This window comes from Shimia sp. MIT910701, from assembly GCF_047126315.1.
GTDB lineage: Bacteria > Pseudomonadota > Alphaproteobacteria > Rhodobacterales > Rhodobacteraceae > Shimia.
Window position 1 is genome coordinate 2,118,081 of the sequence record NZ_CP138953.1, and the last position, 25,529, is coordinate 2,143,609.

Below are 25,529 nucleotides of genomic sequence, written 5' to 3' on the forward strand. Positions count from 1 at the left end.
ATGAGTACACCACGTAGTTCTTTGTCTTACTTGAAGTGGCCTTTGATCACGACCGTTATTGGTCTCGGACTCAGCGGATGGTTGGGCTGGGCGACAGAAGGGACTTGGGGGGGAGTCATTTCGTTTCTCCTAGTTGGGACTGTGCTTGCCGCCCTCGAAATCGCCTTGTCTTTTGACAACGCAATTGTGAATGCAAACAAGCTGGTGGAAATGACGCCAGTCTGGCAGCGTCGCTTCCTGACATGGGGCATTTTGATCGCCGTGTTTGGAATGCGGATCGTGTTTCCATTGGCGATTGTCGCGATTTTTGCCTGGATAAACCCGTTTGCGGCCATGCATCTCGCGCTGTCTGATCCAGACGAATACTCCAGAATTATCGGGCATGCGCATGGTCCAATTTCGGCCTTTGGCGGGACCTTCCTGATGATGGTGGCCCTCAAATTCTTTATCGACGAAGACAAGTCGGTTGATTGGGTGGTCGCTTTGGAAAAACGCCTGCGGCTTTGGGGATCGATCCGTGGTTTCGAGATTGCCTTCGTACTCCTCGTCGTGGTTGTGATTTCCCGCTCTTTGCCTGTTCAGGAATTGGCTCCGTTCCTTTCTGCAGCGGTTATGGGCTTGCTTGTTTTCACTCTGGTAGATGGCCTCGGTACCTATCTCGACAATATTGCTGGCAAAACGACTGAGATCGGCGCCAAGGGGGGACTGGGTGCGTTTCTATACCTTGAAGTGCTTGACGCGAGCTTCTCTTTCGATGGTGTGATTGGCGCCTTTGCGCTGACGACAAACATCCTGCTCATCGCAATTGGTCTGGGTATTGGCGCGATGTACGTGCGCTCGATGACAATTATGCTGGTCGAACGCGGCACCCTGGCAGAGTTCCGATATCTGGAGCACGGTGCGTTCTATTCGATCTTTGCGCTGTCCATCGTGATGTTTTTGCAATCGATCGTGCACGTGCATGAACTGATAACTGGCGGCATCGGCATTGCGCTTATCAGCTTGGCCTTCTTCGCTTCCATTCTTCACAACAAGCGCGAAGCTTGAGTTTCCTCTCATTCATAGGACTTCAAAATGTCTCGTATCTATTTGAAAAAGGCCACTCTTACTTCCCGTTCCGACGCAGGCGAAACGGCTAAAACGGTTGCGACAATTCTTGCCGACATCGAGGCGAGAGGCGAAGAAGCCGCTTTGGAGTATGCCGCAAAGTTCGACAAATATGATGGGAATGTGCAGCTAACGCAGGACGAAATTGACGCTGCCTGCGCGATGGTTCCGCAGAAGCTCAAAGACGACATTCTCTTTGCGCACGACAATGTTCGTCGTTTTGCGGAAGTTCAGAAGTCCACAGTTGCGGATGTGCAGTTTGAGATCAATCCAGGGCTACTCGCAGGGCAAAAAGCGATCCCGGTTTCTGCCGCTGGGTGTTATGTGCCCGCAGGCCGCTATCGTCACATTGCCAGTGCTATCATGACGGTCACCACGGCAAAGGTTGCCGGGTGTGAGCACATCACTGTGTGTTCAGCGCCCCAGCCAGGCGTGGGTATTTTTCCTGCAATCGTATATGCTGCGCATGTCTGCGGTGCAGACAAAATTATGGCAATTGGTGGGGTTCAGGGCATAGCTTCCATGGCATTTGGCCTGTTTGGGCAACCAAGGGCAAACATCATTGTCGGGCCTGGCAACCAGTTCGTTGCAGAAGCCAAACGCACTCTCTATGGCCGCGTTGGCATCGACATGATTGCTGGCCCGACCGACAGCCTTATCCTGGCGGACAAGGGTGCTGATCCTCACATCGTGGCAACCGATCTCGTCAGTCAGGCGGAACACGGATATAACTCGCCCGTTTGGCTAGTAACCGATCATCGCCCATTGGCCGAAGACGTTCTGTCACGTGTTCCGGGCTTGATCGCAGACCTTCCGGAATTGAATCGCGAGAACGCAGAGGCCGCATGGCGCGACTATGCCGAAGTGATTGTCTGCTCTGATCGCGAAGAGATGGCGGCCACATCGGACGAGTATGCGCCGGAGCATCTGACGGTTCAGGCTGATGACCTCGATTGGTGGCTAGATCGCCTCCATTGCTATGGATCGCTGTTCTTGGGCGAGGAAACAACCGTGTCTTATGGAGACAAGGCCGCGGGCACGAACCATGTTCTCCCTACATCAGGAGCGGCGAGCTACACTGGCGGACTGAGCGTTCACAAGTACATGAAAATCGTCACGTGGCAGCGGGCAACGCGTGAGGGGTCCAAGCAAGTTGCCGAAGCCACAGCGCGGATATCGCGATTGGAAGGCATGGAAGGCCATGCACGCGCTGCTGATGTCCGGCTCGCTAAGTACTTCCCAGATGAAACCTTTGATTTAACCGCGAATGGCTGATCCTAGAGATCTCTTTGACCTTACTGGCCGTGTGGCTGTTGTGACAGGCGCGAGTTCTGGCTTGGGGCGCCGCGCCACGCAAACCTTGTGCGCGGCTGGAGCATGCGTTGTTGCGGTGGCAAGGCGAGAGCAGGAACTTCAGGAACTTGTCGCTAACCTCAGCCCTGAGAGGGGGTCATTTATCGTTTCTGACGTTACAGATCAAAACCAGTTGGCGGTGCTCACTAAGGAACTAGAAGCGCCCTTCGGGTCCCCAGACATTGTTGTTCACGCCGCAGGGGTGAACACGAGACAGGAGGCGGACGATGTCACCCGCGAAGGGTGGGATAAAACGTTAGAACTGAATCTGTCTGCGCCGTTTTTTCTGTCGCAAGCTCTCGTCGGGCCGATGAAAGCGAAGGCCTGGGGGCGCATTGTAAATTTTGCGTCATTGCAGACCACAAGGGCATTTCCAGGCGGCATCGCTTATGGCGCGAGCAAGGCTGGCGTGGCGCAATTGACGCGAGCCATGGCGGAAGCTTGGTCAAAATTTGGCATCACGGCAAATGCCATTGGCCCCGGCTTCTTTCCGACAGAATTGACCCAGGCGGTGTTTCACGATCCCGAAAGGGCAGAGCGTAACGCGAACCAAACTTGCGTGGGGCGTAATGGACGTTTGGAGGACATCGACGGCCCTCTACTGTTCTTGTGCTCCGAGGCGTCCAGCTTTGTGACCGGTCAAGTTCTCATGGTCGACGGGGGGTTCACGGCAAAATGAAGGCTCTGGTTTATGAGGGTGTTGAAACGCTTACCCTTCGAGATGTTGAAAGGCCGGTTCCTGTAAACGGCGAACAACTCGTCCGTGTTCAGTCGGTTGGAATTTGTGGCTCTGATATGCACGCCTACTTCGGGCACGACGATCGGCGACCAGCGCCTCTGATCCTGGGGCACGAAGCGGCGGGTGTGGTAGAGGAGGGCGCCTGGAAAGGGCGGCGTGTGACGATCAACCCTTTGGTGACATGTGGGGCCTGCCACTATTGCAGTTCTGGCAGAGAAAACCTGTGTCCTGATCGGCAAATCGTCTCGATGCCGCCGCGCGAAGGGGCTTTTGCGCAGTTTGTTTCCATTCCGAGTCAAAACTTGATCGAGGTTCCTGATGCAGTTCCTTTGGAAAAAGCCGCGCTTTGCGAACCCTTAGCGGTAAGTTGGCATTCGGCGACATTGGCTTTGGGAAGCATCCATCCGGATGTGATACGGAGTGCTTTGGTCATCGGTGGAGGCGCCATCGGGCTCGCGGCAGCACTGGCCTTGAAGGCAATGGGCGTTGAAGACATTGAAATCACTGAACCCAACCCTTTGCGACGCAAATTTCTGGAGGAACGATGCGGCTTGAAAGTCAGTAATACGCCCGAGCACACTGCGCCAATTGTCATCGATGCGGTTGGGTATGGAGTGACACGGGCATCGGCCACAAAATGGGTGGAGCCCGGGGGTGTTATTGTCCATGTCGGTCTTGGGGACAGTGCTGATGGGTTAGACGTTCGGCGTATGACGCTGCAAGAGATCACCTTCATCGGCAGCTACACGTACACGGCAAAGAGTTTTTCTGACGCAGCTTTGGCACTGTTTGACGGAAGGCTCGGGCCGCTCGACTGGTTCGCAACACGCGCCCTTTCTGAAGGCGCAAGAGCCTTTAAAGATATTCACGCGGGGCGCGTTGCCGCACCCAAGATCGTTCTCGATCCATGGGCATAAGCAGTTCGAGCCTGAAAGGAGCAAGACATGTATGACAGTATTCTCGTGCCTTTGGCACTCGATCACGGAATATCAGCTCAAACGCTGGAAATCTCTCGCGCCCTCTGCAGCGAGAAAGGGCAGATCACAGCTCTGCACGTTTACGAGGTGCCAAAGGGGTCTGTAAGTGTTTACATCGGTGAGGAAACGGTCGAGCGAGGTTTTGTACGAGCGCGCCAAATCCTAAACCAGAAGGTTGCCGGCATGGAAGGTGTGCGCGCCGAGATCACGCGGGGACAAGCGCATCTTGCAATCATCGAATATGCCAAAAAACATGGCCATGACTGCATCGTCATTGGATCTCACAAACCGGGTTTGGTTGATTACCTCATTGGCTCAACCGCTGCGCGCGTCGTCCGCCATGCCCCCTGCGCTGTGCATGTTCATCGCGACAGCTGAAGCCAATCGCCTATCAGGAGGAATACATTGAATATAGACAAGAAAATCGCAGATGATCTCGTTGCCAACGACATTCGGTTTGTCACCACGGTGCCCTGCAAGCAACTCGCCGGCGTGATCGAAGAAGTCGACCAGCGGGACGACATTTTTCATATTCCCTCAAACAAGGAAGATGAAGGAATGGGACTTTGCGCAGGGGCCTGGATGGGTGGGAAACGTCCTGCAATCATCATGCAAAACACTGCAATTGGCGTCACCATTAACACGCTGGCCACGCTCATTCAGTATTATAGGATGCCGCTTCCAATGATCATTTCTTATCGCGGCGAGCTGCGTGAGCCCGTGGCTTGCCAGGTTGAAATGGCGGTGCACACCAAAGCGCTTTTGGCGCAGTTGAACATCCCAACGTACCATTTCCATTGGCAACGGGACGTCGAAGAGTTCGACAATATCCTGAAATACACCTTCATGTGCAACAAACCCGTGGCAATCTTGACTGACGCGAACTTCTGGGGAGGCTATGGCGACCAATGATCCGTTCCGAAATTCTAAAAGACATCGCGCCGATCCTTCGTGACAAACTTGTGGTCTGTAATATCGGGATTCCTTCACAAGAGCTGCATGCCATCGACGATCAACCGACAAACTTTTACATGCTCGGAACCATGGGACTCGCTTCCTCGATTGGTTTAGGGCTCGCGCTCGCGCAGCCAAAACCTGTCATCGTTATTGATGGCGACGGATCCGTTTTGACCAATCTCGGTACTTTGCCGACTATTGGGAACAATGCACCGAGCAACTACATCCTGATGATCATCGACAATGGTTCCTATGGCTCAACCGGAGACCAGCCGACGTATACAGGCATGAAAACAGACCTTGCAGGTATGGCGAGGGCCGCCGGTTGCGACAATGTGGTCGAGGTTCAGGACGTCGACACAGGCGAGGCCTTGCAGAAAGCCATAGAGGACGGTGTCGCCACTGTGATGGTTGTAAAGTGCGATAGTGGGAATGCTAAAATGCCTGTTATTTCAATGGATCCTGTTGTCATCCGTGACCGTTTCATGAAAGCCGTGGCTGGTTGATGCTCCAAAAGGAGATCCATTCGGCAGAGGATGCTCGGCAGATGGCCAAGCGTCGTCTGCCCAGAATGATCTTTGACTACATCGATGGCGCGGCTGGCAACGAAGCGGGAGCGTTGAGAAACCGCCACGCATTGGACGCGGTGAGTTTAACGCCACGGATCTTGCGAGATGTCAGCACGCGCTCACTTGCAACGGAAGTGTTTGGCGCGAAGGCGGGTGTACCCTTTGGAATTGCGCCGATGGGGATGTGCAATCTGTCTGCGCCCGGAGCCGATCTGATGCTTGCGAGACTTGCGGCCAAGTACAAAGTTCCTGTTGGCGTTTCCACTGTGGCTTCGACCCCTATGGAGGAGATGATTGAGGCCGCTGAAGGGCATGCCTGGTTTCAACTCTACTTCAGCGGCGACGGAGAGGGGACATTTCGGTTGGTCGACCGGGCAAAAAGCGCAGCGTATCAAACGCTTGTCCTGACTGTTGACGTACCGGAGGTCGGGCGGCGGTTAAGGGAGTTGCGCCATGGATTTAAGATGCCTTTCAGGATTGGGCCCCGGCAATTTGTGGATTTCGCGCTGCATCCTTCTTGGTCACTCAGAACTTTGAGGTCAGGGCGGCCAGATTTGGCAAACTTCAGGAAGGACGGGTTTGACTTTGACCGAACGGAAAGCCGGGCCAAAGCGACTTGGGATACGTTGTCGGAACTACGGGAAAGGTGGCACGGTAAACTAGTCGTAAAGGGTGTCCTGGATGTTCAAGACGCTATTTGGTTGAAGGAACGCGGGGTAGATGCGGTGCAAGTTTCCAACCACGGCGCGCGCCAGTTTGATTGTGGCCCTTCGCCGATCGAGGTCGTTCCCAATTTCCGGTCTAAATTGGGAGGCGACTACGCAATTTTCTTGGATAGCGGCATCAGGTCTGGCAGCGACATTCTCAGGGCGATAGTTTCGGGGGCGGACTTCGTTTTTGTCGGGCGCATCCTTCAATTTGCCATTGCAGCAAATGGAGAAGCGGGCCTTTTTCAAATGTGGAAAGTGCTGGAAGAGGAATTGAGCATTGCTATGGCAATGGTCGGTTTGTCCGGTTTGGAGCGTGACAGTACTGTGAAAGGAAACCGTAGTTGAAGAGAACAAGTTGCTGACCCAACGTCCGGACATGTCCAAGAAACCTCCGTTTCTCTACTTCAAAACCAGTCCAGGGATTATCCGCCTGGCAGTGATATTTTACGTCCGTTTCCCGCGCTTGTTTCGCAATATAGAGGATCTCCTGCAAAAATGCTGTGTAGATGTAAACCTTGAAGCAGTGCGATACTGGTGGCATCGGTTAGGGCCTTCGTTCGCTTCTGAGGTCAGCAAACACCATATCCGTGGACCGAAATCTATCCGCTGGCGTTGGAACTGAATGAGGTTTTCGTGAAGAAAAACAGTGAGCGGCATGACCTTTGGTGTGCTGTTGACCGCGAAGGCGAGGTGCTCGGAAGCTATGTCACGAGGAAGCGAGACAAGAAGGCTGCGCTAAAATTCCTAAGAAAAGCAATGCGCAAGCATGGTCAACCGGAAGTGATCGTGACTGACAGATTGAGGCCGTACGGGGCTGCGATGAAGGAACTCGGCAACGCCCACAAACAGAAAACGAGCCGTTGGCTAAACTACTGAGTTGAGAGTTCGCACCTGCCTTTTCGACGAAGGGGACGGGCAATGTTGTGTTTCAGACGCATGCGAAGTCTGCAAAAATTCGCCGCCGTTCATGCTTCAGTCTACAACGTTTTCAATTCGGAGCGCAGCCTCCACTCCAGATCAAAATTCAAACTTAACCGTACAGACTCTCTGTCTGAGTGGCGCAGTCTCCGCGCGGGATAAGGACAGTGATGCTGTCTCACCTGACACGAGGTCGAGTTGGTCTGACAGCGCCAATTAGACCAATCCCGAGAAATTCGGGAATGGTCATTGGTCCTTATGTGGGTTTCAAGACGGCGCGATGGATTGCTCTCGAATGAATGTTGCGGACGTTCGCACGCAAGCTGTCGAAAGTCCGCTATGGGCCGACAGCGGAAGCCGTTAGAAGGGCGGAGAAAAGGCTTTCGCTGCGCCCTGTCTGAACGTCCGCAAAGTGTGAGAATCACGTCTGCGGATGTCCTGGATTGGCCCTTGGCAGCTGTTTACTTTCGATTTCAGACAAAAACTGCGGCACTTCTAGGCGCCACGCCTAGCTCGCACAGTATATTTTGCCGGCTCAGTTCCCAAAGGAGAACCTGATATCCTTTGGCGACAGACGATTATCCTTTCGCTAGCCCTATAGGCCTCGACGTTTCGATACTCCTGTTTCAAAGGGAGTAGGTCGATGCACCGATCAAAATTTGCAGTGTCTGTAATTTTTGCAGTTTCAATGTCGCCAGATACTGTCTGGGCGGGCGACAATGAACTCTACGACGATCCACCGCCCGAGGACGCGGTATTTGTTCGATGGATTGAGGAAGAAACCGCGCCGAGAGTACTGGGCATCCAAATGCCTAAAAATCCCGGGGACGTCTTTTTTCCAATCTCCGCCGCTCTGACTGACGGCGGGCGTGCAGGGTCGTTTTACACGGCAGCCGTTGATGCTACAGGCAATGTCCATGTCATTCGAGAGCCAGATCGAGGGGACAGATCACAAGTACTTTTGACCCTGCTAAACCTTTCCGATGAGCGCGCGCGGCTTGTTCTGTCAGATCAAAACATCGACGTTATCGGCACCACTGACATCAACAGCGCCGGTGGCAGAACCGTAAATCCTGTTGCCGCCACACTTTTGGTTGTGACCTCTTCAGGGGCCGTTCTGGGCAGTTTTGATGTTCAACTGCGAAGAGGACAGAACATCACGTTTGTGGCACGCCCCGACGGAGCCGACCTCATAGAGAACCGGTTCGGTCCAAACATCGAGGGGTGACGGAATGGTTTTCTCGACCCCCATCTTCGTGTTCGGTTTCTTGCCGTGCTTTTTGGCCGCCTATTATGCGCTGCCGAAAGCTCTTAGAAACTGGCTAATCCTGCTGGCCTCAACGTTGTTTTATGCCTGGTGGCGCGCTGATGCCCTTGTCGTGCTCTACGCCATAGCCGGTGGCAGCTACCTTGCGGGCCACGTTGCATCAAGAACCATTAGCCCCAGAACCAAGACATGGGCGGTCCGGCTTGGGGTTACCTTTAATCTCGCCGTCCTCTGTTGGTTCAAATACACAACCTTTCTGCTCGGCAACCTCAATACGGCATTGGGTGGGGAGGTCCTGATTGTACCGGAGATCATCCTGCCGATTGGGCTGTCTTTCTTGGCGTTTCAATCCATCAGCTATGTGATTGATGTGGCGCGTGGCGATGCGCCTGCCGCAAGGAAGCTCTCGGATTTCCTCGCGTTCTCATCATTGTTCCCGCAGCTGATCGCCGGACCGGTGCTGCGCTACAAGGACCTCGCGCATCAGTTTGCGCACCGCGCTCCCACGCTTTCGCTTTTCTCCAAAGGCCTTCGCAGGTTTCTGCAAGGGCTGGCTATGAAGCTACTTGTGGCGGATAGCGTCGCTCCCCTCGCAGACAGGATGTTCGCTTTGCCCGCCCCGACAATGGCGGAAGCCTGGCTCGGCGCCGCAGCGTACTCCATCCAATTGCTTTTTGACTTCGCAGGCTATTCGGCCATGGCGATTGGCTTGGGCCTTATGATTGGGTTCCACTTCCCGGAAAACTTCAACGCGCCCTATGTCAGCCGATCGATCACCGAGTTCTGGCGTCGCTGGCACATCAGCCTGTCCAGTTGGTTGCGTGATTACCTCTATGTTCCCTTGGGTGGCAACCGGCGCGGCAAGGTCAAGACGTATCGCAACCTGCTTTTAACCATGGTTCTGGGGGGGGTATGGCACGGCGCCAATTGGACCTTTGTGGTCTGGGGCATCTGGCATGGCAGCCTTATGGCAATTGAGCGCGCCTTGGGGGCAAAACACCAAGAAACGGTGTGGCCAAGGGCCGTTGCGTGGCCGCTGACGATGGCGTACGTCATGCTTGGCTGGGTTGTGTTCCGCGCGGAGACGCTGGCTGACGCCGGAGCGATGTACGCTGGCATGGTTGGCGCACATGGCATTGCAATGCGACCGGAGTTGATCACGCTCACCACCACAACGGAACTGTGTTTTCTGCTGATAGGGGCCGCTATCTCCATCGGTCCGCGTCTGGCGCTTCCCAGTCGAACACTCTCACCAGGGCTGCAATCCGCCCTGCTGTCGATCCTCTGTTTCGTCGCTCTGCAGGCGCGCACCAACAGCCCTTTCCTCTACTTTCAGTTTTAGGGAGCAATCCTATGCAAGCTTCGTTGGACAGCCTTTGCACACTCGGGATCGCCGCGCTTCTGGCAGGCCTCTCGGTCACGGCGTTTTCGCACACCGATGCGGGCGACCCTTCAAGGGGATGGGCAAACGGCACCTATCAAAGAGGCTATGAGGACCGTTTTGAGACCTCTGTCCCCGCCCAGGAAAGCGCGGTTGCGCTGTGGTCTGCGGCCAAATGGGTGTTCTTTCGTGAACCCGCTACCGGAGCGGTTTCTGGCAGTGGCGGCTGGCTTTTCACCGCCGAGGAATTTTCCGAGCCGGACAGCCCCCGCGATCTTGCAACCGAGTTGGCGCAGGTCGCCGACGCGTTGGCGGCGGACAGCATAACGCTGATCCCTATGATCATACCTGACAAGGCGCGCATGCACGCAAACCGGCTCAAGCGAGGGCGATCTGAAGGTCTTGAGACTCGCTATGATGCGGCCCTTGCCACAATCCGGAAAGCCGGGATAATCGAGATTGATCTGCGCGAAGCCCTTCGGTTCGAAGGCAGCTTCATGCGCACAGACACGCACTGGAGCCCGGAAGGCGCGCAACGCGCCGCGGCAACCATCGCCACGTCTCTGGGAGATTTAACGCTGCCGGAGGCGCAGGTGACGACCGTTGCAAAAGGCGCGGCACCGTTTGACGGCGACTTGCTGCCGTTTGTCGCGACCGGTCGCTATCGGGATCGAGTGGGCCCCGCGGCCGAGTTCATCAATACGTTCGAAACCAACGTGACCTCATCCGGAGGATTGTTTGGCGCCTCCGATATCCCTGTCGCCCTGATAGGCACGAGTTACTCGGCCAAGGCCGAGTTCCACTTCGAAGGCTTCCTGAAACAGGCCCTGCAGGCTGACGTTCTCAATCTCAGCCGCGTTGGGCAAGGCCCTTTCAAACCTATGGATGCGTTCCTGGAGGAGCGCTCCAACCTTTCGTCTCTCCCGTCCATCGTTGTCTGGGAGATCCCTGAACGCTTTTTGACCAGCCGGAGACAGCTCCCATGAAATTTCACATCCCACTGATCGCGAGCCTTGTTGTAGGCTCTGCCGCGCAATCCGCTCCCTATTGCGAAAACCTTCTCAACCGAGAAGCCCTTCCCAAGAAGTACGCAAAAATTGCCCCAATCTACAGCGATCAAGCTAGTGGCTGGATTTTCACGCAGGACCAGTTGAAAAACCGCTACGACATGAAGTCTTCCTCGCTCAAATTGGTCCAAGCCATCGTTGAAGAATTCGCGTCCCGAAACGTGCCACTAGCCATTCTCATCGCGCCGCCGCGGCCCGTCATCTCCGGGCAAGACAATCTTGATGCAGCTATGGGACAGCACCTTTACAGCGTGGCAGACGCGCGCTCTTCTTTTGATAAGATGATCGCGCAGCTCGCAAGCACAGGCGCCATTGTTCCTAACCTGTCAAATGTGGCTCTGGCCGACCCCGACATCAGGGACCGTTTCTATTTTCGGCGCGACACGCATTGGACAGCTGTGGGAAGTGCCGTGAGCGCCACTGCTCTCGCACGCACCGTGAACACACATGCACCTGATCTCTTTGCCAATGATGGAAACCTAGCTTTCCGGGAACTTGAGGCCTCGGGCGCGATACAGGAAGAAGGATCCCTTGCCGAAGTTGTACACAAAGCTTGTGGAATAACCTTGCCCGCAGAAACGTCGGAAACTTTCAATCTGTCTCGAAATGGCGACCTATTGGAAACGCACGTGGACGACCCCGCAATTGCCTTGCTTGGAAGCAGTTTTTCCAATCGCTACAAACGAGATCACTATAGGGTCGCGGACGCGTTGGCCCGCGCCTTTGATGCTGATGTCGAGAACTTCTCCGTGTCAGGCGGAGGCCCGATTGGTGCCATTGAGGCCTATGTGATGTCCGGCGCATTGGATCGCAAAGATCACGATCTGGTGGTCTGGGAGCTGCCCTATACCGAAAGCTTCAACTCGCAATCCTTCTTGCGCCAATTGCTGGGCGCCATCAGCGAAAGCCGCGCACCAATCAAAGCCGCAGAATTACAAAAACAGCCTCAAGCAACCCTTGTCAAACTTGCAGAAGGCACCGCGACTTCCGGGATCGAAATAGAGGCTGAGGACATCGCAAAACAGAGTTTTAACCTAGAGGTGCGCTTCGACAATGGATCAACGGCCAAAGTCTATCTTGGGCGCCGCAACTCCGTTCCTGTCAACATGCGTTCATCTAGCTTAAGAAGCAGCCTATCCCACTACGGAAACAGAACCCCTGTAGAGATTGTGGTCACTCCAATCAAAGGTGCCAGTATCAAAGATGTCGCTGTTTTTTAGCCCTGTCGTCTATGCCAAGGCACTAAACTTCTCGGGATTTGACTGTTTCTCAATCCATTGTTTTCGGCTGCCCACAAGCTCATCATGCTACGGAACTATGCGACCTTCAGTAAACGGTTTCGCAATTCAGGATTTGCTTTGACAAACAAACCGGCCGTTGGTTTTCAACTTAGCAATGACGGCTTTGGGCGGAAAGCAGTCATTCGCTATGTTTCCCGTACATTCCTGCAGCTACCCGCTTAACAGACATCGCACACAAGGCTGAACTTGCACATCCAGCGAACGGCGCCATTGATGCGCGGCCGTGTTGCACCAATGTCTACAGTTGGGAGACCGCGGTGAGTTGAGAGGGCCGGCTCGTGTATTATCATATGAGAATGCGAATGTGTTTGAGTGATGGAAGTAGATCAGTATGTGGTGCTATATGTGGTATGGGGGGTATGACATATAGAAAATCACGATAATATAGTTATTTGCGTGATTAATTAGTCGGACACCTCCTCCGCCACTTAGGCTTTTCCCAAAACGTGAGCGAAATCTTGGCCGGATAGGTGCCTAGCGCGAGCTGTACATGAAGGACAGCGCGCGACTTGTACCATTAGGAGGGATCGGGAAAGGGACGGCGCTTTGGATTTGGGCGCGGGCGGCACGGTTGATGTCTGAGTTGCCGGAGCTATCGATAATCTCTACCCAGTTGAGCGATCCGTCCGGATTGATTTCGAAATACACGCGGGCAAAGCCTTTGGCTTTGACATGAACGGGACGGGTGCGGTTGAGGTGGACCAGCACGCGGCCTGCATAGTTGGTTGTGTCTGAATTGCCGGGGCCGCGGGAGTTTGCGGCGGAACCGGATTGGATGCCAAAGCCACCGACAGAAGCTTGCGCGCCTTCTCTGCGGAAGGTTTCCAAAGGCGATTCAAGGGTTTGAGACGGGTTGCGCAGGTTGTCAAAACCGTTTCGGAGGCCGGGGAAAAGGGGCTGAGGGTCGCTCTCCGACGTGTTTTCTTCCGGCTCTGCAGTGATTTCTGGCTCAGGGAGCGGCGTGACCGGTACGATAGGTGTGAGGCTTTCCGGCAGGGACGCGATGACCTCTTGCTCCGAAGCGACGGGCGGCTCGATTTCGGTTTCGGGGCTTGGTGCCGGTTCAGGTGTTTCGGTTTCCTGAAGTTCTGTGTCTGTGCCGAGCGAAGCTGGCGTGTCGTTTTGCGGCGGTACAGGCGTCACGTCATCCGGTGCCGAAGTCGGTTCGGTGATGTCCGGTTCGGGCGCAAAATCGCCTTGGGTACCTGCCAGGGGGACCGGTTCGACAATTTGAGCCGTGCCGGTATCCGGTGCGTAGGTATCTTGCGGATTTTCGGAAGCGACAAGCACCTCGGTGTCAGGCACGTCGGCCTCGGTTGGGGGCTGGACTGGCGCGACCGTTTCCGGCTGTTCTGGCTCCGGCAATGGGTCTGGCTCTTCGGGTGCCTCCAATTGGTCGGCGATGTCTTCAAAGCTGTTACCAAGCGCCACCATGTCGCTGCGCACTTCTGACGGAGGGCTGGTTCGTTCGATGCGCACCACAAAGCCAAGACCGGTCAGGTGTAGTCCCAAGGACACCAGCAGCGCGATGGCTGCGATTAGAAGGGAGCGGCGGATCACTGCAGGGCTCGTTCCGTCACCAGGATCACGGAGGTCGCACCGGCACGGCGCAAAGCACCTGTCACCGCCATCAGCCGTTGCGCGGCGACGTCGCGATCCGGGACAATACGGGTTGGGCCGCTGCCGTTGTCGGCCACGTAAGCCTCTGGCGTCGTTTGTTGCCCGCGAAAAGTGAGGCGGCCATTGACATGTAAGACCAGGGCGTCTGGCGGCTCTCGGCCTTCAAGATCCTGAGTTTGTACCAGTTTCAGATCGGGATCGAGCGGGGCGGCGACAGTTCCGGCAATCAGGAAGAACACCAACATCAAAAAGACAATGTTGATGAGCGGAATGGTGGAGTCGCGTTTTTTTGCGAATATTGATCTGCCGGATCATCGTCTCACTCCAGTACCAACACGTTCAGGTCATCACGCGACCGCAGGCCCTGCAGCAGGTCCACCAGCCGCTGCGCGGTCGTGGCGTCATTCAGGCTGACCAGAACTTGGCCGGGGTCAAGCGCGGCAAGCAGGTCGTCCATTGTTGTGGGCTGTCCGTTGAGGGTCAGCTGGTCCGGGCCCAGTTGGACAAAGTAGCGTTGTTGTGCGCTGTCCACGGTGCCGCTGCCTTTGCGGGCGTTACTGAGTTCGATTTCGCCAAATGTTGAAAAGGTCGAAGTCAGCATGAAGAACAACAACAGCAGAAAGATCACGTCGATCAACGGCGTGAGAGCCAATGGTCGGCGGACAAAGGGCGCGAGGTTACGCATGGTCCCGAGCCGCAACCGGGGTGGGCTGGCGGAGGTCATGAGGCATCAGGACGGTGCGCAGAGCTTTGTCGGCAAAGACGCGTTCGCGGGATGTGCGGCTTTCCAGCCAGGACAGGATCATAGAGGTTGGCATGGCCACTGCCAGTCCCACAGCAGTTGTGACCAGTGCCACCCAGATGCCGCCAGCGAGCAAGGATGGGTCCACTGCAGCGCCTGCGGTCTGCAGATTTTGAAAGGCTTCGATCATTCCCAAGACGGTGCCAAATAGGCCAAGAAGCGGCGCAAGCTGGGCAATGGTGTCCAGCAGGCGAAAGCCACGTTCCAGGCGAGCAAGGGCGAGACCAGCCTCTGCATCCAGCCGGTCGCTCAGCGCTTGGGAGGGAGGCGTTTCCAGCGCGGTTCGGATGAACGGTGCCAGATAGCTTCGGCTTTGGGCCAGCCGCGTTTGGGCGGCTTGAGGATCGCCAGCGTCCCAGGCGGCGAGCGCATCAGACAGGACCTTGTGTCGACCAACGCCGGAGGCGGCAAATTGCCAGAGTTTGTAGATAGTGACCGCAACGGTTAGCACGGACATCACCAAGAGAATTGCCACCACTGGCCCGCCAAGGGCCACCACATCGCGCAAACCAGTCATTTTGTTATCCCAGTAGTTTTATGGTGATACGGCTGCTGAGCGTGAGCCCGTCGCTGCAAATGTCACTTTGGGCACCATTGACGGTGCAGGTGTTTGTTCCATTGATCAGGGTTTGACCAATTCCATCACAGGCTGTGGCGGGTACGTCAAACTGGCGCACACGCGGCCTATCGGCCGGCAAGTCGCGGAAATCAAACAAGGACAGGCGCACCACTGCGCCATAGGTGTCAAAGATCACGGTTTCAAACACGGCCTTGTCTATGGCGTTGCCGGTGGTGTTGTTGGCCACAAAGGTGAACCGGCACGCGCCCTGAACATCCTGAACCGCGTTAAGCTCCAGAGATAGACGCTTGGGGGCGATTTCCTGGGACAACGCAGGGCTGCCCACTACGGTGGCGACTATAGCCATTCCGACGCTACGCAAAAAGACGGACATAACATTCCTTATACTGCGGACGCGCGGCTCTGAATTGGCTGATGTGGTCCGGTGACTGCGACTGGTGATACCCTAGCGGATACGTAAGCGGAAGATAGGGATAATTGTCTTGGCAGGTTGTTGCTCGGAGATGGGGAACTGTAAGGGCATTTTGCGTTGTGCTTCACTGCCCTTTCGGTTTTGGTGCCGACAAAAGGGAGGCGCGATATGTTGACGTTGGATCATTTGGCGGTGGCTGGGGAAACGCTGGCTGAGGCGGTGGCTCATGTGGAAGAGGCGCTGGGCGTTGAAATGGGGCCAGGTGGTGAACATGCGCATTTCGGCACACACAATCAGTTGATTGGGTTGGCGGACGGCATTTACCTGGAAGCGATTGCAGCCAATCCGGCAGCGGGCGACTTGCCTTATCCGCGCTGGTTTGACTTGGACCGGTTGCACGGCGCGCCGCGGTTGGGGAATTGGATTTGCCGCACCGATCACATGGATGCGGAACTGGCGCGGCTGGATGTGGATGCGGGCAAAGTGGTGCACCTGACGCGTGGCGATTTGCGTTGGCGCATGGCTGTGCCGGCCAGCGGTGTGTTGCCGTTCGACAACCGCTTTCCGGCGCTGATCCAGTGGGATGTGGCGGTGACGCCTGCGGAAATTCTGGCACCATCCGGCATGGCTTTGGCGCGGCTGGAGGTGGCGCATCCAGAACATGAGGATTTGGCCGCGCATGTTGGGATGAGCGATCCGCGGGTGGTGTTTGTGAAGGGGGACCCTGCGTTGCAGGCCACGTTTGACACGCCACACGGACAACGGGTTTTGCGGTGATCCTGCGAGATGCCACTGCGGCGGACGCCGAGGCGATAGCGGCGATTTGGAACCGCGAAATTCGCGATGGGGTCAGCACGTTCAACACCATCGAGAAAGAGCTTGGGGCGATCAAAGCAGCAATCGCGACTGAGGCGGTTTTCCTAGTGGCAGAAGACGCAGGTGCTGCTGTAGGGTTTGCGACCTTTGGGCCATTTCGTGGCGGACCGGGCTATGCCCGGACCATGGAGCACACGATCTATTTGGCCGAAGCAGCTCGCAGCCAGGGTGTTGGGCGGGCTTTGATGGCAAAGCTGGAAGTCGAAGCCAGGGCACGGGGCGTGCATGTGTTGGTGGCCGGTGTCGGTGGGGAAAACGGCGGTGGCATTGCTTTTCACAAGGCAATGGGCTTTGTCGAGGTTGCGCGAATGCCTCAGGTGGGGCGCAAGTTTGGCCGCTGGATGGACTTGGTTCTGTTGCAGAAATTGCTGTGATGCAGCACTAGCCATTCCGCAAAGAACCGCTAAGGTGGCGCCATGTCGATTTGGTCCCGCATATCCCAAGCCTTGTCCGCACTCAGTCAGGGCGAGTCGCTCTCCACGGTGTTTGACCACCTGCGCGCGCCGCCGGAGCGCTCGGTTGCGTTCACCATCGCCGTGATCGCGCTGGGTGCAAAAATGGCAAAAGCTGATGGGTTGGTGACACGTGATGAAGTCACGGCCTTTCGCGAAGTGTTCCAAATCGCCCAAAAAGACGAAGCCAATGCGGCCAAGGTCTTTAACATGGCGCGGCAGGATGTTGCCGGTTTTGAAGAATATGCCACGCGCATCAAAGGCATGTTCGGTGCGGTGCATGGGCGGCCGGATGACCTGATGGAGGGTTTGTTTCACATCGCGGTGGCAGATGGAGAATATCACCGCAATGAGGATGCCTTCCTCGCGCGGGTGGCGGAAATCCTTGGGGTTGAGGATCATGCGTTCAAAGCCATGCGGGCGCGGTTTGTGCCGGATGCGGAGGCGGACCCTTACACGGTTCTGGGCGTGACGCCGGACATGCCTATGGAAGAGATCCGCAAGGAGTGGCGGCGCTTGGTGCGGGAAACCCATCCGGACGCGATGATTGCGCGCGGCGTGCCGGAAGAGGCGGTCAAGATTGCCGAGAAACGCATGATTGATATCAACCGTGCCTGGGATCAGATCAACGAGGCGGCGTGATGCGGATTGCCACGTATAACGTGGAGTGGTTCTCAAGCCTGTTTGATGATCAAAATCAGTTGCTTATGGATGACGGCTGGTCAGGCCGTCAGGGCGTGACACGGGCGCAGCAGATCGAGGCTGTGGGCACGGTGTTTACCGCCTTGGATGCGGATGCGGTGATGGTGGTTGAAGCGCCGGATCAAGGCAGCAAGCGTGATACGGTTTTGGCGCTGGAGCGGTTTGCCGCAGCTTTTGAATTGCGGGCACACAAAGCGGTTTTGGGATTTGCCAATACCACACAGCAGGAAATCGCGTTGCTGTATGACCCGGAAGCGCTCACGCCAGTGCATGATCCGCGCGGCGTGCCGACCGGGCAGGAGGGCGCCAATGGCGCGCCCCGGTTTGATGGCACGTTGCGGTTGGATCTGGATGTGGATGCCAAAGAGGATTTGGTGGTGTTTTCCAAGCCGCCGTTGGAGCTGGATGTGACCACTGCAAGTGGGCGCAGGCTGCGGCTGATCGGGGCGCATCTGAAATCCAAGGCGCCCCATGGCGCGCGCAACCGTGATGAGGTGATGAAACTCTCCATCGCCAACCGGCGTAAGCAACTGGCGCAGGCGATTTGGCTGCGGCGGCGGATCGAGGAGGAACTTGCCGCGGGAGAGGATGTGATCCTGCTGGGTGATCTGAATGATGGTCCGGGGCTGGATGCGTTTGAGGATCTGTTTGGGCGGTCATCCGTTGAGATTTTGCTGGGCAGCAACAGCAGCCCGCGCATGTATGATCCGCACGCGGAAATGGCGCTGCGCCATAAGTTGGCGGCGCAGCCGACCACGGCGCGGTTTCACATCGAACGCGAGGGGCGCTATCTGAATGCGCTTTTGGACTACATCATGGTCTCGGAAAAACTGCGACCGGCAAACCCACGCTGGCGGATTTGGCATCCGTTTGAAGATCATACATGCTGGGATGTGCCGGAGCTACGCGATGCGTTGTTGACGGCGTCAGACCACTTTCCGGTGGTTTTGGACATCGATATTTGAGCTGTTTGGGAGGGTGCCCCATGAAAACTTTGAAAGCCTGCGTTCTGGGGGTTGGGCTGTGTCTGTCTGCCGGTGGAGCCTCTGCTGAACAAGACAGTGGCCGCAGTTTAATGGCTGAGGGGATGGAGCTGTTTTTACAAGGGCTGCAAGACGAGATCGCGCCAACCCTGGACGGGTTCACGGCAATGATGGAAGAGATTGGTCCGGGATTGCAGGGCTTTCTGGAAGAGATGGGGCCAAAGCTTGGTGCGGTGTTTTCCAAGGTGGAGGACTGGAGCAGTTATCACGCGCCGGAAATGCTGCCCAATGGTGACATAATTATGCGCAAGAAAACACCGGAAGAGATGGGGGAGTCTCGGGAGGATGAGGCCACTGGTGGCATCGAGCTGTGAAACGGCCATAGGGGGCTTTGCCCCCGTCACACAGGTGTGACTCCCCCAGGATATTTGGGGTTAGAAGAAGCCACCCGAGGTCCACGTCCGAGCGTTAGTCTTTCAGGCGTACGCTGCTGGTTGCGCCAAGGGCATTGGCCAGCGCGTTGAAACGGGCTTCGGCCACTTCGCCATAAAGCGGGCCCGTGCTGGCGGGTAATTTGAGGTGCAGCTCGGCCTTTTTCGGGTGGTATTTCAGCGTGCCCATGTTGTCACGATCCTGCTGCCACAACATCGCGCCAAAGCGCATGGCCTTGCCGATCACTTCGGCTTGATGGCGCTCCTTGTCGCTGAGCAGTTGCGCTAGGTCCTCAAACCGGGTGCCTTCGGATTTGTTGCGGTAGCGGTGCAGCAGGGACAGGCCCAGGAACACCCGTTCGGCATGTTTGAGACCGCCGAGATTGGCTCGGGTGGTGCTGTCAAACACGGTTTCGGCGCGATAGTCCGGATGGGCACGCCAGCTGACGTCATGCAGGTAACAGGCGGCTTTGATCAGGCGCAGTTGTTCCGGCCTGGCGGATTTGAAGATCGGGAAGATGAACTTATAGAGCGACTTGCCAAAGCCCGGAATTCGGGCGTCTTTGGCTTCCATAAAGCGGCAGGCTTCGATCAGCGGGTCGCGTTCGCGGATACGGTCCGGCATTTGCTCATACAGCACGCCTTCGCGGATGCCATAAGAACTGATGGCGATGTCATGGGGTTTGAAGCGGCGCAGCACGCCTTTGAGGACTTCGATCGCCAGCGGCACCAGCGCCATACGAGAGCTGGACACGCCACAGCGGGCGCGCAACTCATCCGGGTCGTGTTCCTGAATGTAGCGCGCAGTGTCACGCACCGAAGTGGCGGTCATGCGGTATTCGTGCAGTACTTTTAAGGGGTAGCCACGGCGTTCCATGTCGATACGGGCGATGGCGCGCCAGGAGCCGCCGACAAGGAACAGGCGATTTCGCTGGTGTCCCATCTGTTGGTAGAGGTCATCCAAGGTGTTGTTGATGAAGTCGCGTCGCCCTTTTTTGCCACCCTTCACATCGCGCAGTTTGAGCGGGCCAAGCGAAGAGGTGACGCGTTTGCCGACGAGTCCGTCGTTGATTTCAGCCAGCTCCATGGAGGCGCCGCCGATGTCGCAGATCAGGCCATACGCGCCGGGCCAACCAGTGAGCACGCCTTGTGCAGACAAACGCGCTTCCTCGGCGCCATCGATCACGTGGATATGCACGCCGGTTTTTGCCAGCACCTCGGCGCAGAAATCCGGGCCATCGGTGGCTTCACGCACGGCGGCAGTGGCGACTGCGGTCAATCCATTGAGGCGCATGGAGTCGGCCAGGCGCGCGAAACGAGACAGCGCAGCCAACGCGCGTTCGCGGCCGGTGGGGTTGAGCATGCCGGTTTCAGCGATGCCGGCGCCCAAGGCACACATGATTTTCTCGTTGTAGAAATAGGCCGGGCTGCGAGCGGCACCGTCAAACACCACCAAACGAACCGAGTTGGAGCCCACATCCACCACGCCCACGCGCGACAGGGCGCGGGCCTCGAGGTCTTCAAAGATCGGGCGTTCAAACAGGCTGTGGTCCTGCTGCGGGTCGTGGGGCATGGGGTCGTCTTACGTCAGGAACAGTTTGGTATCGCGACGCAATTTTGCGCCACGAGAAGCGTTGGGTCAATCATCCGTATGGGTCAATTTGGGCACATCAGAAGCGCCTGCAGAACCGCGACCCGAGAGTGAAGGGTTCTCCATGAAGAAACGGTGGCAGTTGAAGGCAAATTCACCTTCGGGCACCGGTGTGCGGTCAAAGCTTCCATCGGCGTTCATCACCCAACTTTGCGCCACATCGGCCATATTGGCGGCCATGACCTGCGACATGATCTGCGCTTTTACAGTGGCGTTTTTGACCTCTACCAGCGTTTCTACGCGGCGGTTGAGGTTGCGGCCCATCCAGTCAGCGGAGGACATGAAGACCCGCGCCTTTTTGTTCGGCAGGTCCTGCCCATTGGCAAAACAAACCAGGCGTGAGTGTTCGAGGAAACGTCCGACCACGGATTTCACGCGGATGTTTTCAGACAGGCCTTTGATGCCGGGACGGAGGCAACAGATGCCGCGCACAATCAGGGAGATTTTCACACCCGCCTCGGAGGCGGTGTAAAGCGCGTCGATGACCTCTGCCTCAACCAGCGAGTTCATCTTGGCCCAGATCGCTGCGGGTTTGCCGGAGCGGGCGTTTTTAGCTTCCTGTTCGATCAGCTCCAGAAGTTTGGGTTTCAGCGTGATAGGCGAGATCGCAAGGTTTTCGAGCGTGTCGGGTTCCACATAGCCGGAGAGGTAGTTGAAAACGCGGTTGGCGTCTCGCCCCAAGGCGGCGTCACAGGTGAAGAGGCTGACGTCGGTGTAAATCTTGGCGGTGATCGGGTGATAATTTCCGGTGCCGTAATGGGTGTAGGTCACCAGTTTGTCGCCTTCGCGGCGCACAACTGTGGAGATTTTGGCGTGGGTCTTCAGATCCAAGAAGCCATACACTACGTGCGCGCCTGCGCGTTCCAGTCGGCGGGATTGGCGAATGTTGGCGGCTTCGTCAAAACGGGCTTTCAGCTCCACCAGCGCGGTGACGGATTTGCCGTCTTCGGCTGCCTCACAAAGCGCCTCCACGATGGGGGAGTTTTTGGAGGTGCGATACAGCGTCTGTTTGATCGCAACCACATTGGGATCACGTGCGGCCTGTTGCAGGAAGCGCACCACCATGTCGAAGGTCTCATAGGGGTGGTGCAGCAGCATGTCTTTCTGCTGGATGGCGGCAAACATATCGCCGTCAAAGTCCTGTACACGCTCTGGCACACGTGGCGCAAATGACGGCCACAGCAGGTCAGGACGGGTGTCCACAACCATTTCCTTGAGGTCAGCCAAGCCAATCATACCGTCGATGTCGACCACTTCGTCGCCGGTGACTTCGAGCTCTTCCATGATCAGTTTTTTCAGGCTGGATGGCGCGTCAGATGTGATTTTCAGGCGCACCACTTCGCCCCGACGGCGACGTTTCAGCGCCACTTCAAATTCACGCACGAGGTCTTCGGCTTCGTCTTCGACCTCCAGATCGCTGTCGCGTAATACGCGGAAGGCGCAGTGGCCTTTGGCTTTGTAGCCGGGGAAGACGCTGTCCAGATGCAGGATCAAAAGCTCTTCGAGAGGCAGGGCTCGTAGGGTGCCGTCCGGGGAGGGCAGGAAGACAAAGCGGTCGATTTGGTGGGGGATCGGCAGGAGCGCCTTGAGGCTGCGCTTGTTTTTCTTGCGTTCCAGTTGCAGCGCCAGAGAGAAGCCGGTGTTGGGAATGAACGGGAAGGGGTGCGCCGGGTCGATGGCCAGCGGCGACAACATCGGGAACACGCGATTCATGAAGACGTCTGCGAGGAAGTCGCGATCTTCGTCGGTGAGCGCGTCGCGTTGCAGGATGTGGATGTCTTGCGCTTTGAGCTCGTCACGCAGGCTGTTGAACATGCGTTGCTGTTCTTGCAGGAGGTTGCGAGCGTCGGCGTTGATCAGGACCAGTTGTTCGGCCGGCGACAGGCCATCCTGCGCCGGATTGTTGTGCCCTTCGCGGACCAGCTCGCGCAGACCGGCCACGCGGACGGTGTAGAATTCGTCGAGGTTGGTGGCAGAGATCGACAGGAACCGCAGGCGCTCCAGCAGAGGCACGCGTGGGTTTTCGCTTTCCTCCAGCACACGCCAGTTAAAGCTGAGCCAGCTCAGTTCGCGGTTGAAGAAACGGTCCGGGCCGTTGCGGTCCAGATCAGGCAATGCGACGGGTTCGGGGAAATCGGATTTCAAAAAGTCAGCTTGGGTCATGTCACTCTCATGCCATTGGCAGGTAACGAGAAGATGACTTTAGGCGGGAATGTGCGGAGGGTCCAGAGAGCTGCGCGGGGCAGGGTGTCGCGGTGTGTCGGAAACGGATTTAGCCAGGGCTAATCGACAAGTGCGCCAAGCGCGTGTTTAGCAGACTATTTTTAAGTCACTAAGTTCCGACCTCTACTGGAAATTCGGTATGCAACTGCATACATAGAGGGGGTAGAATTGAGATTAGAAAGGTACGAATGGAAAATCTGTTTTTTGTTTTTGTTATTGCTGCAGTCGCATTTTGGATCGGCCGTCGATCTAAGCAGTCACCCAATTCCGAAAACGATCGATTTTCCCATTCCCCAATTCAATCATCACAAGACACTTCGGAGGAACCGTCAGAGCGTATTGCAATGAACGGTCAGCGCGCCTTTACCCTCATATTCATCTGTGGATGGATCATCGCTTGGTCAGCGGGCATCTTTATGGCGGCGACAGCGTTTCTTGGTTCATTTGGCGCCGGGTTTGAAACCGTTTTTCTAGGCGGTTGGCTGCTTGCGGCTATTGCCGGATGGTTTTTTGCCGCCAACACCATTTTCAAGCTGGCGACTGGAAAACCAATCAAGGGCCGCGACGGAAACTATTACTGAACGCCTTGTGTTCATCCAGTGCTGTAGCCTTAAGAGTGTTCCAGAACCCGTTTGGCAAGCGCTTTGGTGATGGGGCGTTTTTCGCTGAGCGACAGTTGATCCAGCGCTTCGACAACATGGGCGACGTTGGCAAAACTGCGGTCCATGTGTTTGGCGATATAGCTCAGCACATCGGGTGTGGGCATCAGCTGACGGTCGCCAAATTGTTTGGCCATCACGGCCATCAGCAGCACGTCGTCGGGTTGGTCCAATGTAGCGACGGTGGTGCCCTGCATGCGCGACAGCAGGTCCGGCAGGGTCAATCCCCATTGCAGTGGTGCGCCCACGCCGGTGAGGAGGAGCGTGTTGCCTTCGGCCAGGGTCAGGTTGTGCAGGTGGAATAAGGCGGTTTGTGCGTCCGGATTGTCGGCAATCAGATGCACGTCTTCCACCGCGACTGGCGTTTTTGCCAAAGCAGGCACATCGTCTTTAGTGAGGTCGGCGGCCGCCACAACTTGGGCGTTTGCTAGGGCGGCCCAGACCTGGGTCAGATGGGTTTTCCCTGCACCAGCCGGGCCGGAGAGCACCAGTTTTCCACCGGCCCAGTTGGGCCACAGATCGACCAGACCAAGCGCCATGGCGTTGGTCGGGCTGACAAAGAAATCATCACGCCCAAGGGCTGCCCGGACGGGCAGGTCGAAGTTCAGCTGCTCAGCCATTTGGATTTATTCGGCGTCCTGTGCGCTTGCTTGGTCGGTCTCGCTGCGCCCTTTGTAGAGCGTGGAAGACATGTATTGTCCGGTGACAAAACGTGCAAGCACTCCGAGCGCTGCGGCAACAGGCACAGCAACCAACATGCCGACAAAGCCAAACAGCGCGCCAAAAACCGATAAGGCCAACAGCAGCCAGACGGGATGCAGGCCGACGGATTTGCCAACAAGCTTAGGGGTGAGAACATTCCCTTCGATCATTTGGCCGGTGGCAAAAATCGCCGCAACGAGGCCGATTTGCAGCCAGTCTCCCCAAAATTGGAAAAGCGCGAGGCCGATCGCCAATACGCCACCAATCAGGGCACCAAGGTAAGGGATGAAGGTCACAAGACCAGCGATGAACCCCACAACAAGACCAAAGTTCAGCCCAACGATGATCAAAGCCACAGCATAGTATGTGCCCAGGATCAGACAAACGGTGCCCATGCCGCGCACAAAGCTTGCCAGGGTTTTGTCGATGTCTTTTGCCAGGCGACGGATTGTGGGGGCGTGGTCGCGGGGCAGGAGTTTGTCAACTTCGGCGACCATACGGTCCCAATCCAAAAGGAGGTAGAAGGCCACCACGGGCACAATCACCAGCAGGACAACAACATTGATCAGCGAAGCTGCCGAGCTGAGTGCTGATTGCAGGAAGTCTCCTCCGCGGTCTTGCAAGAAGTCGCCGACTTTCTGCAGCGACTGATGCATCATGGAGTCTTGCTGCAACAAGCTTGGAAAGCGTTCTGCGACAAAGACACGGAGCTGCGCAAAGGCCTCTGGTAGAGTTTTCACCAACTCTTCGGTTTGCTGGATCAGGGACGGGATGATGGCAAGGATGCCGATCACAAAGATCAACACGCCGAAGAGTGTGATAACGGTTGTCGAGGCAGCGCGGGACAGGCCTTTGGCTTCCAGCTTGTCGGCCAGCGGATCGAGGAAGTAGGCGATGGCGCCGCCCAATACAAAGGGCAGCAAGACATCGCCAAGCGCCCAAAGCACCACGGCAAAGACAACTACAAAAATTCCCCAGAACTGAAACTGTTTGTGGGCGGGAAGGGCCATAAGCGCTGCACTCCGGTCTGTCGCGTTGCGCACAGTGATCGCGCAAGCGGGCAAGGGTTGCAAGCCTTTGACGTCGTTGG

At 56.5% G+C, this 25,529-nt stretch carries 27 protein-coding genes and 1 pseudogene; 19 read left to right on the forward strand and 9 right to left on the reverse strand.

The window, feature by feature from the left end:
* The 13 genes and pseudogenes from SIB38_RS10060 to SIB38_RS10120 all read left to right on the forward strand — a co-directional run bounded on the left by SIB38_RS10060 (position 1) and on the right by SIB38_RS10120 (position 12,265).
* Entirely contained in the window at positions 1–1,047 is a 1,047-nt protein-coding gene (locus SIB38_RS10060; protein WP_294114079.1) for a DUF475 domain-containing protein, read from the forward strand.
* Positions 1,048–1,074: 27 nt separating this feature from the next.
* Positions 1,075–2,382, forward strand: coding sequence for a histidinol dehydrogenase (gene hisD, locus SIB38_RS10065; RefSeq protein WP_294114077.1), 1,308 nt, complete (start codon positions 1,075–1,077; stop codon positions 2,380–2,382).
* Positions 2,375–3,139 (forward strand): SDR family NAD(P)-dependent oxidoreductase, encoded by a 765-nt coding sequence (locus SIB38_RS10070; protein ID WP_294114075.1) that lies wholly within the window; start codon positions 2,375–2,377, stop codon positions 3,137–3,139. Before hisD ends, SIB38_RS10070 begins: the two co-directional genes overlap by 8 nt.
* Positions 3,136–4,116 (forward strand): alcohol dehydrogenase catalytic domain-containing protein, encoded by a 981-nt coding sequence (locus tag SIB38_RS10075; protein ID WP_294114067.1) that lies wholly within the window; start codon positions 3,136–3,138, stop codon positions 4,114–4,116. Before SIB38_RS10070 ends, SIB38_RS10075 begins: the two co-directional genes overlap by 4 nt.
* 27 nt (positions 4,117–4,143) lie before the next feature.
* Positions 4,144–4,554, forward strand: a complete 411-nt coding sequence (locus tag SIB38_RS10080; protein WP_294114065.1) for a universal stress protein — start codon at positions 4,144–4,146, stop codon at positions 4,552–4,554.
* 27 nt (positions 4,555–4,581) lie between these two features.
* A complete protein-coding gene (locus tag SIB38_RS10085) occupies positions 4,582–5,088 on the forward strand; it encodes a sulfopyruvate decarboxylase subunit alpha (RefSeq protein ID WP_294114063.1) in 507 nt (168 codons plus the stop codon).
* Positions 5,085–5,639 (forward strand): sulfopyruvate decarboxylase subunit beta, encoded by a 555-nt coding sequence (gene comE, locus SIB38_RS10090; protein WP_294114061.1) that lies wholly within the window; start codon positions 5,085–5,087, stop codon positions 5,637–5,639. Before SIB38_RS10085 ends, comE begins: the two co-directional genes overlap by 4 nt.
* 41 nt (positions 5,640–5,680) lie before the next feature.
* Positions 5,681–6,757 carry an alpha-hydroxy acid oxidase gene (locus SIB38_RS10095; protein ID WP_412551961.1) on the forward strand — a complete coding sequence of 359 codons (1,077 nt, stop codon included), beginning with the start codon at positions 5,681–5,683 and terminating at the stop codon, positions 6,755–6,757.
* 31 nt (positions 6,758–6,788) lie between these two features.
* Positions 6,789–7,492 (forward strand): annotated as a pseudogene (locus tag SIB38_RS10100) (IS6 family transposase).
* 481 nt (positions 7,493–7,973) lie between these two features.
* Positions 7,974–8,558, forward strand: coding sequence for an alginate O-acetyltransferase AlgF (locus tag SIB38_RS10105; protein WP_294114059.1), 585 nt, complete (start codon positions 7,974–7,976; stop codon positions 8,556–8,558).
* Between the two features lie 4 nt (positions 8,559–8,562).
* Entirely contained in the window at positions 8,563–9,939 is a 1,377-nt protein-coding gene (locus SIB38_RS10110) for an MBOAT family O-acyltransferase (protein WP_412551962.1), read from the forward strand.
* A gap of 11 nt (positions 9,940–9,950) precedes the next feature.
* Entirely contained in the window at positions 9,951–10,964 is a 1,014-nt protein-coding gene (locus SIB38_RS10115; RefSeq protein ID WP_412551963.1) for an alginate O-acetyltransferase AlgX-related protein, read from the forward strand.
* Positions 10,961–12,265, forward strand: a complete 1,305-nt coding sequence (locus tag SIB38_RS10120; protein ID WP_294114051.1) for an alginate O-acetyltransferase AlgX-related protein — start codon at positions 10,961–10,963, stop codon at positions 12,263–12,265. Before SIB38_RS10115 ends, SIB38_RS10120 begins: the two co-directional genes overlap by 4 nt.
* Before the next feature lie 555 nt (positions 12,266–12,820).
* On the opposite strand, the gene SIB38_RS10125 is transcribed toward SIB38_RS10120, so the two are convergent.
* The 5 genes from SIB38_RS10125 to SIB38_RS10145 all read right to left on the reverse strand — a co-directional run bounded on the left by SIB38_RS10125 (position 12,821) and on the right by SIB38_RS10145 (position 15,694).
* Positions 12,821–13,906 (reverse strand): cell envelope integrity protein TolA, encoded by a 1,086-nt coding sequence (locus SIB38_RS10125; RefSeq protein ID WP_294114049.1) that lies wholly within the window; start codon positions 13,904–13,906, stop codon positions 12,821–12,823.
* Complete coding sequence (locus SIB38_RS10130) at positions 13,903–14,211, reverse strand: ExbD/TolR family protein (protein WP_412551964.1); 309 nt, start codon at positions 14,209–14,211, stop codon at positions 13,903–13,905. Before SIB38_RS10130 ends, SIB38_RS10125 begins: the two co-directional genes overlap by 4 nt.
* Before the next feature lie 74 nt (positions 14,212–14,285).
* A complete protein-coding gene (locus SIB38_RS10135; RefSeq protein WP_294114045.1) occupies positions 14,286–14,651 on the reverse strand; it encodes an ExbD/TolR family protein in 366 nt (121 codons plus the stop codon).
* Entirely contained in the window at positions 14,644–15,285 is a 642-nt protein-coding gene (locus SIB38_RS10140; protein WP_294114044.1) for a MotA/TolQ/ExbB proton channel family protein, read from the reverse strand. The genes SIB38_RS10135 and SIB38_RS10140 overlap by 8 nt, the downstream gene beginning before the upstream one ends.
* A gap of 4 nt (positions 15,286–15,289) precedes the next feature.
* Positions 15,290–15,694, reverse strand: a complete 405-nt coding sequence (locus tag SIB38_RS10145) for a hypothetical protein (protein WP_294114041.1) — start codon at positions 15,692–15,694, stop codon at positions 15,290–15,292.
* A gap of 237 nt (positions 15,695–15,931) precedes the next feature.
* On the opposite strand from SIB38_RS10145, the gene SIB38_RS10150 reads away from it, so the two are divergent.
* Genes SIB38_RS10150 through SIB38_RS10170 form a run of 5 tightly spaced genes read left to right on the forward strand, consistent with a single transcriptional unit; the run spans position 15,932 to position 19,147 of the window.
* Complete coding sequence (locus tag SIB38_RS10150; protein ID WP_294114120.1) at positions 15,932–16,537, forward strand: VOC family protein; 606 nt, start codon at positions 15,932–15,934, stop codon at positions 16,535–16,537.
* Positions 16,534–17,010, forward strand: coding sequence for a GNAT family N-acetyltransferase (locus tag SIB38_RS10155; protein WP_294114039.1), 477 nt, complete (start codon positions 16,534–16,536; stop codon positions 17,008–17,010). The genes SIB38_RS10150 and SIB38_RS10155 overlap by 4 nt, the downstream gene beginning before the upstream one ends.
* A 42-nt stretch (positions 17,011–17,052) precedes the next feature.
* Positions 17,053–17,730: a TerB family tellurite resistance protein gene (locus tag SIB38_RS10160; RefSeq protein ID WP_412551965.1), complete on the forward strand. Its 678-nt coding sequence runs from the start codon at positions 17,053–17,055 to the stop codon at positions 17,728–17,730.
* Entirely contained in the window at positions 17,730–18,755 is a 1,026-nt protein-coding gene (locus SIB38_RS10165) for an endonuclease/exonuclease/phosphatase family protein (RefSeq protein WP_412551966.1), read from the forward strand. Before SIB38_RS10160 ends, SIB38_RS10165 begins: the two co-directional genes overlap by 1 nt.
* A gap of 20 nt (positions 18,756–18,775) precedes the next feature.
* Positions 18,776–19,147: a hypothetical protein gene (locus tag SIB38_RS10170; protein WP_294114033.1), complete on the forward strand. Its 372-nt coding sequence runs from the start codon at positions 18,776–18,778 to the stop codon at positions 19,145–19,147.
* A 94-nt stretch (positions 19,148–19,241) separates the two neighbouring features.
* On the opposite strand, the gene SIB38_RS10175 is transcribed toward SIB38_RS10170, so the two are convergent.
* Together SIB38_RS10175 and SIB38_RS10180 are read right to left on the reverse strand one after the other, a co-directional pair.
* Entirely contained in the window at positions 19,242–20,777 is a 1,536-nt protein-coding gene (locus tag SIB38_RS10175) for a Ppx/GppA family phosphatase (RefSeq protein ID WP_294114030.1), read from the reverse strand.
* A gap of 66 nt (positions 20,778–20,843) precedes the next feature.
* Entirely contained in the window at positions 20,844–23,018 is a 2,175-nt protein-coding gene (locus SIB38_RS10180) for an RNA degradosome polyphosphate kinase (protein ID WP_294114027.1), read from the reverse strand.
* 248 nt (positions 23,019–23,266) lie between these two features.
* On the opposite strand from SIB38_RS10180, the gene SIB38_RS10185 reads away from it, so the two are divergent.
* Entirely contained in the window at positions 23,267–23,659 is a 393-nt protein-coding gene (locus SIB38_RS10185) for a hypothetical protein (RefSeq protein ID WP_294114024.1), read from the forward strand.
* 29 nt (positions 23,660–23,688) lie between these two features.
* On the opposite strand, the gene SIB38_RS10190 is transcribed toward SIB38_RS10185, so the two are convergent.
* Positions 23,689–24,357, reverse strand: coding sequence for an HdaA/DnaA family protein (locus SIB38_RS10190; protein ID WP_412551967.1), 669 nt, complete (start codon positions 24,355–24,357; stop codon positions 23,689–23,691).
* 6 nt (positions 24,358–24,363) lie between these two features.
* On the reverse strand, positions 24,364–25,449 hold the full coding sequence (locus SIB38_RS10195) for an AI-2E family transporter (RefSeq protein WP_412551968.1): 1,086 nt from the start codon (positions 25,447–25,449) through the stop codon (positions 24,364–24,366).
* Positions 25,450–25,529 lie beyond the last annotated feature (80 nt).

Excerpts from the sequence above, each read along its gene's own strand:
- SIB38_RS10145 (WP_294114041.1), bottom strand. The coding sequence starts at position 15,694 with ATGGCTATAGTCGCCACCGTAGTGGGCAGCCCTGCGTTGTCCCAGGAA.
- SIB38_RS10175 (WP_294114030.1), bottom strand. The coding sequence starts at position 20,777 with ATGCCCCACGACCCGCAGCAGGACCACAGCCTGTTTGAACGCCCGATC.
- SIB38_RS10130 (WP_412551964.1), bottom strand. The coding sequence starts at position 14,211 with ATGTTGGTGTTCTTCCTGATTGCCGGAACTGTCGCCGCCCCGCTCGAT.
- SIB38_RS10185 (WP_294114024.1), top strand. The coding sequence starts at position 23,267 with ATGGAAAATCTGTTTTTTGTTTTTGTTATTGCTGCAGTCGCATTTTGG.
- SIB38_RS10075 (WP_294114067.1), top strand. The coding sequence starts at position 3,136 with ATGAAGGCTCTGGTTTATGAGGGTGTTGAAACGCTTACCCTTCGAGAT.
- SIB38_RS10080 (WP_294114065.1), top strand. The coding sequence starts at position 4,144 with ATGTATGACAGTATTCTCGTGCCTTTGGCACTCGATCACGGAATATCA.
- SIB38_RS10195 (WP_412551968.1), bottom strand. The coding sequence starts at position 25,449 with ATGGCCCTTCCCGCCCACAAACAGTTTCAGTTCTGGGGAATTTTTGTA.
- SIB38_RS10120 (WP_294114051.1), top strand. The coding sequence starts at position 10,961 with ATGAAATTTCACATCCCACTGATCGCGAGCCTTGTTGTAGGCTCTGCC.
- SIB38_RS10170 (WP_294114033.1), top strand. The coding sequence starts at position 18,776 with ATGAAAACTTTGAAAGCCTGCGTTCTGGGGGTTGGGCTGTGTCTGTCT.
- SIB38_RS10105 (WP_294114059.1), top strand. The coding sequence starts at position 7,974 with ATGCACCGATCAAAATTTGCAGTGTCTGTAATTTTTGCAGTTTCAATG.
- SIB38_RS10160 (WP_412551965.1), top strand. The coding sequence starts at position 17,053 with ATGTCGATTTGGTCCCGCATATCCCAAGCCTTGTCCGCACTCAGTCAG.
- SIB38_RS10060 (WP_294114079.1), top strand. The coding sequence starts at position 1 with ATGAGTACACCACGTAGTTCTTTGTCTTACTTGAAGTGGCCTTTGATC.
- SIB38_RS10190 (WP_412551967.1), bottom strand. The coding sequence starts at position 24,357 with ATGGCTGAGCAGCTGAACTTCGACCTGCCCGTCCGGGCAGCCCTTGGG.
- SIB38_RS10165 (WP_412551966.1), top strand. The coding sequence starts at position 17,730 with ATGCGGATTGCCACGTATAACGTGGAGTGGTTCTCAAGCCTGTTTGAT.
- SIB38_RS10140 (WP_294114044.1), bottom strand. The coding sequence starts at position 15,285 with ATGACTGGTTTGCGCGATGTGGTGGCCCTTGGCGGGCCAGTGGTGGCA.
- SIB38_RS10115 (WP_412551963.1), top strand. The coding sequence starts at position 9,951 with ATGCAAGCTTCGTTGGACAGCCTTTGCACACTCGGGATCGCCGCGCTT.
- SIB38_RS10110 (WP_412551962.1), top strand. The coding sequence starts at position 8,563 with ATGGTTTTCTCGACCCCCATCTTCGTGTTCGGTTTCTTGCCGTGCTTT.
- hisD (WP_294114077.1), top strand. The coding sequence starts at position 1,075 with ATGTCTCGTATCTATTTGAAAAAGGCCACTCTTACTTCCCGTTCCGAC.
- comE (WP_294114061.1), top strand. The coding sequence starts at position 5,085 with ATGATCCGTTCCGAAATTCTAAAAGACATCGCGCCGATCCTTCGTGAC.
- SIB38_RS10180 (WP_294114027.1), bottom strand. The coding sequence starts at position 23,018 with ATGACCCAAGCTGACTTTTTGAAATCCGATTTCCCCGAACCCGTCGCA.
- SIB38_RS10135 (WP_294114045.1), bottom strand. The coding sequence starts at position 14,651 with ATGCGTAACCTCGCGCCCTTTGTCCGCCGACCATTGGCTCTCACGCCG.
- SIB38_RS10070 (WP_294114075.1), top strand. The coding sequence starts at position 2,375 with ATGGCTGATCCTAGAGATCTCTTTGACCTTACTGGCCGTGTGGCTGTT.
- SIB38_RS10095 (WP_412551961.1), top strand. The coding sequence starts at position 5,681 with ATGGCCAAGCGTCGTCTGCCCAGAATGATCTTTGACTACATCGATGGC.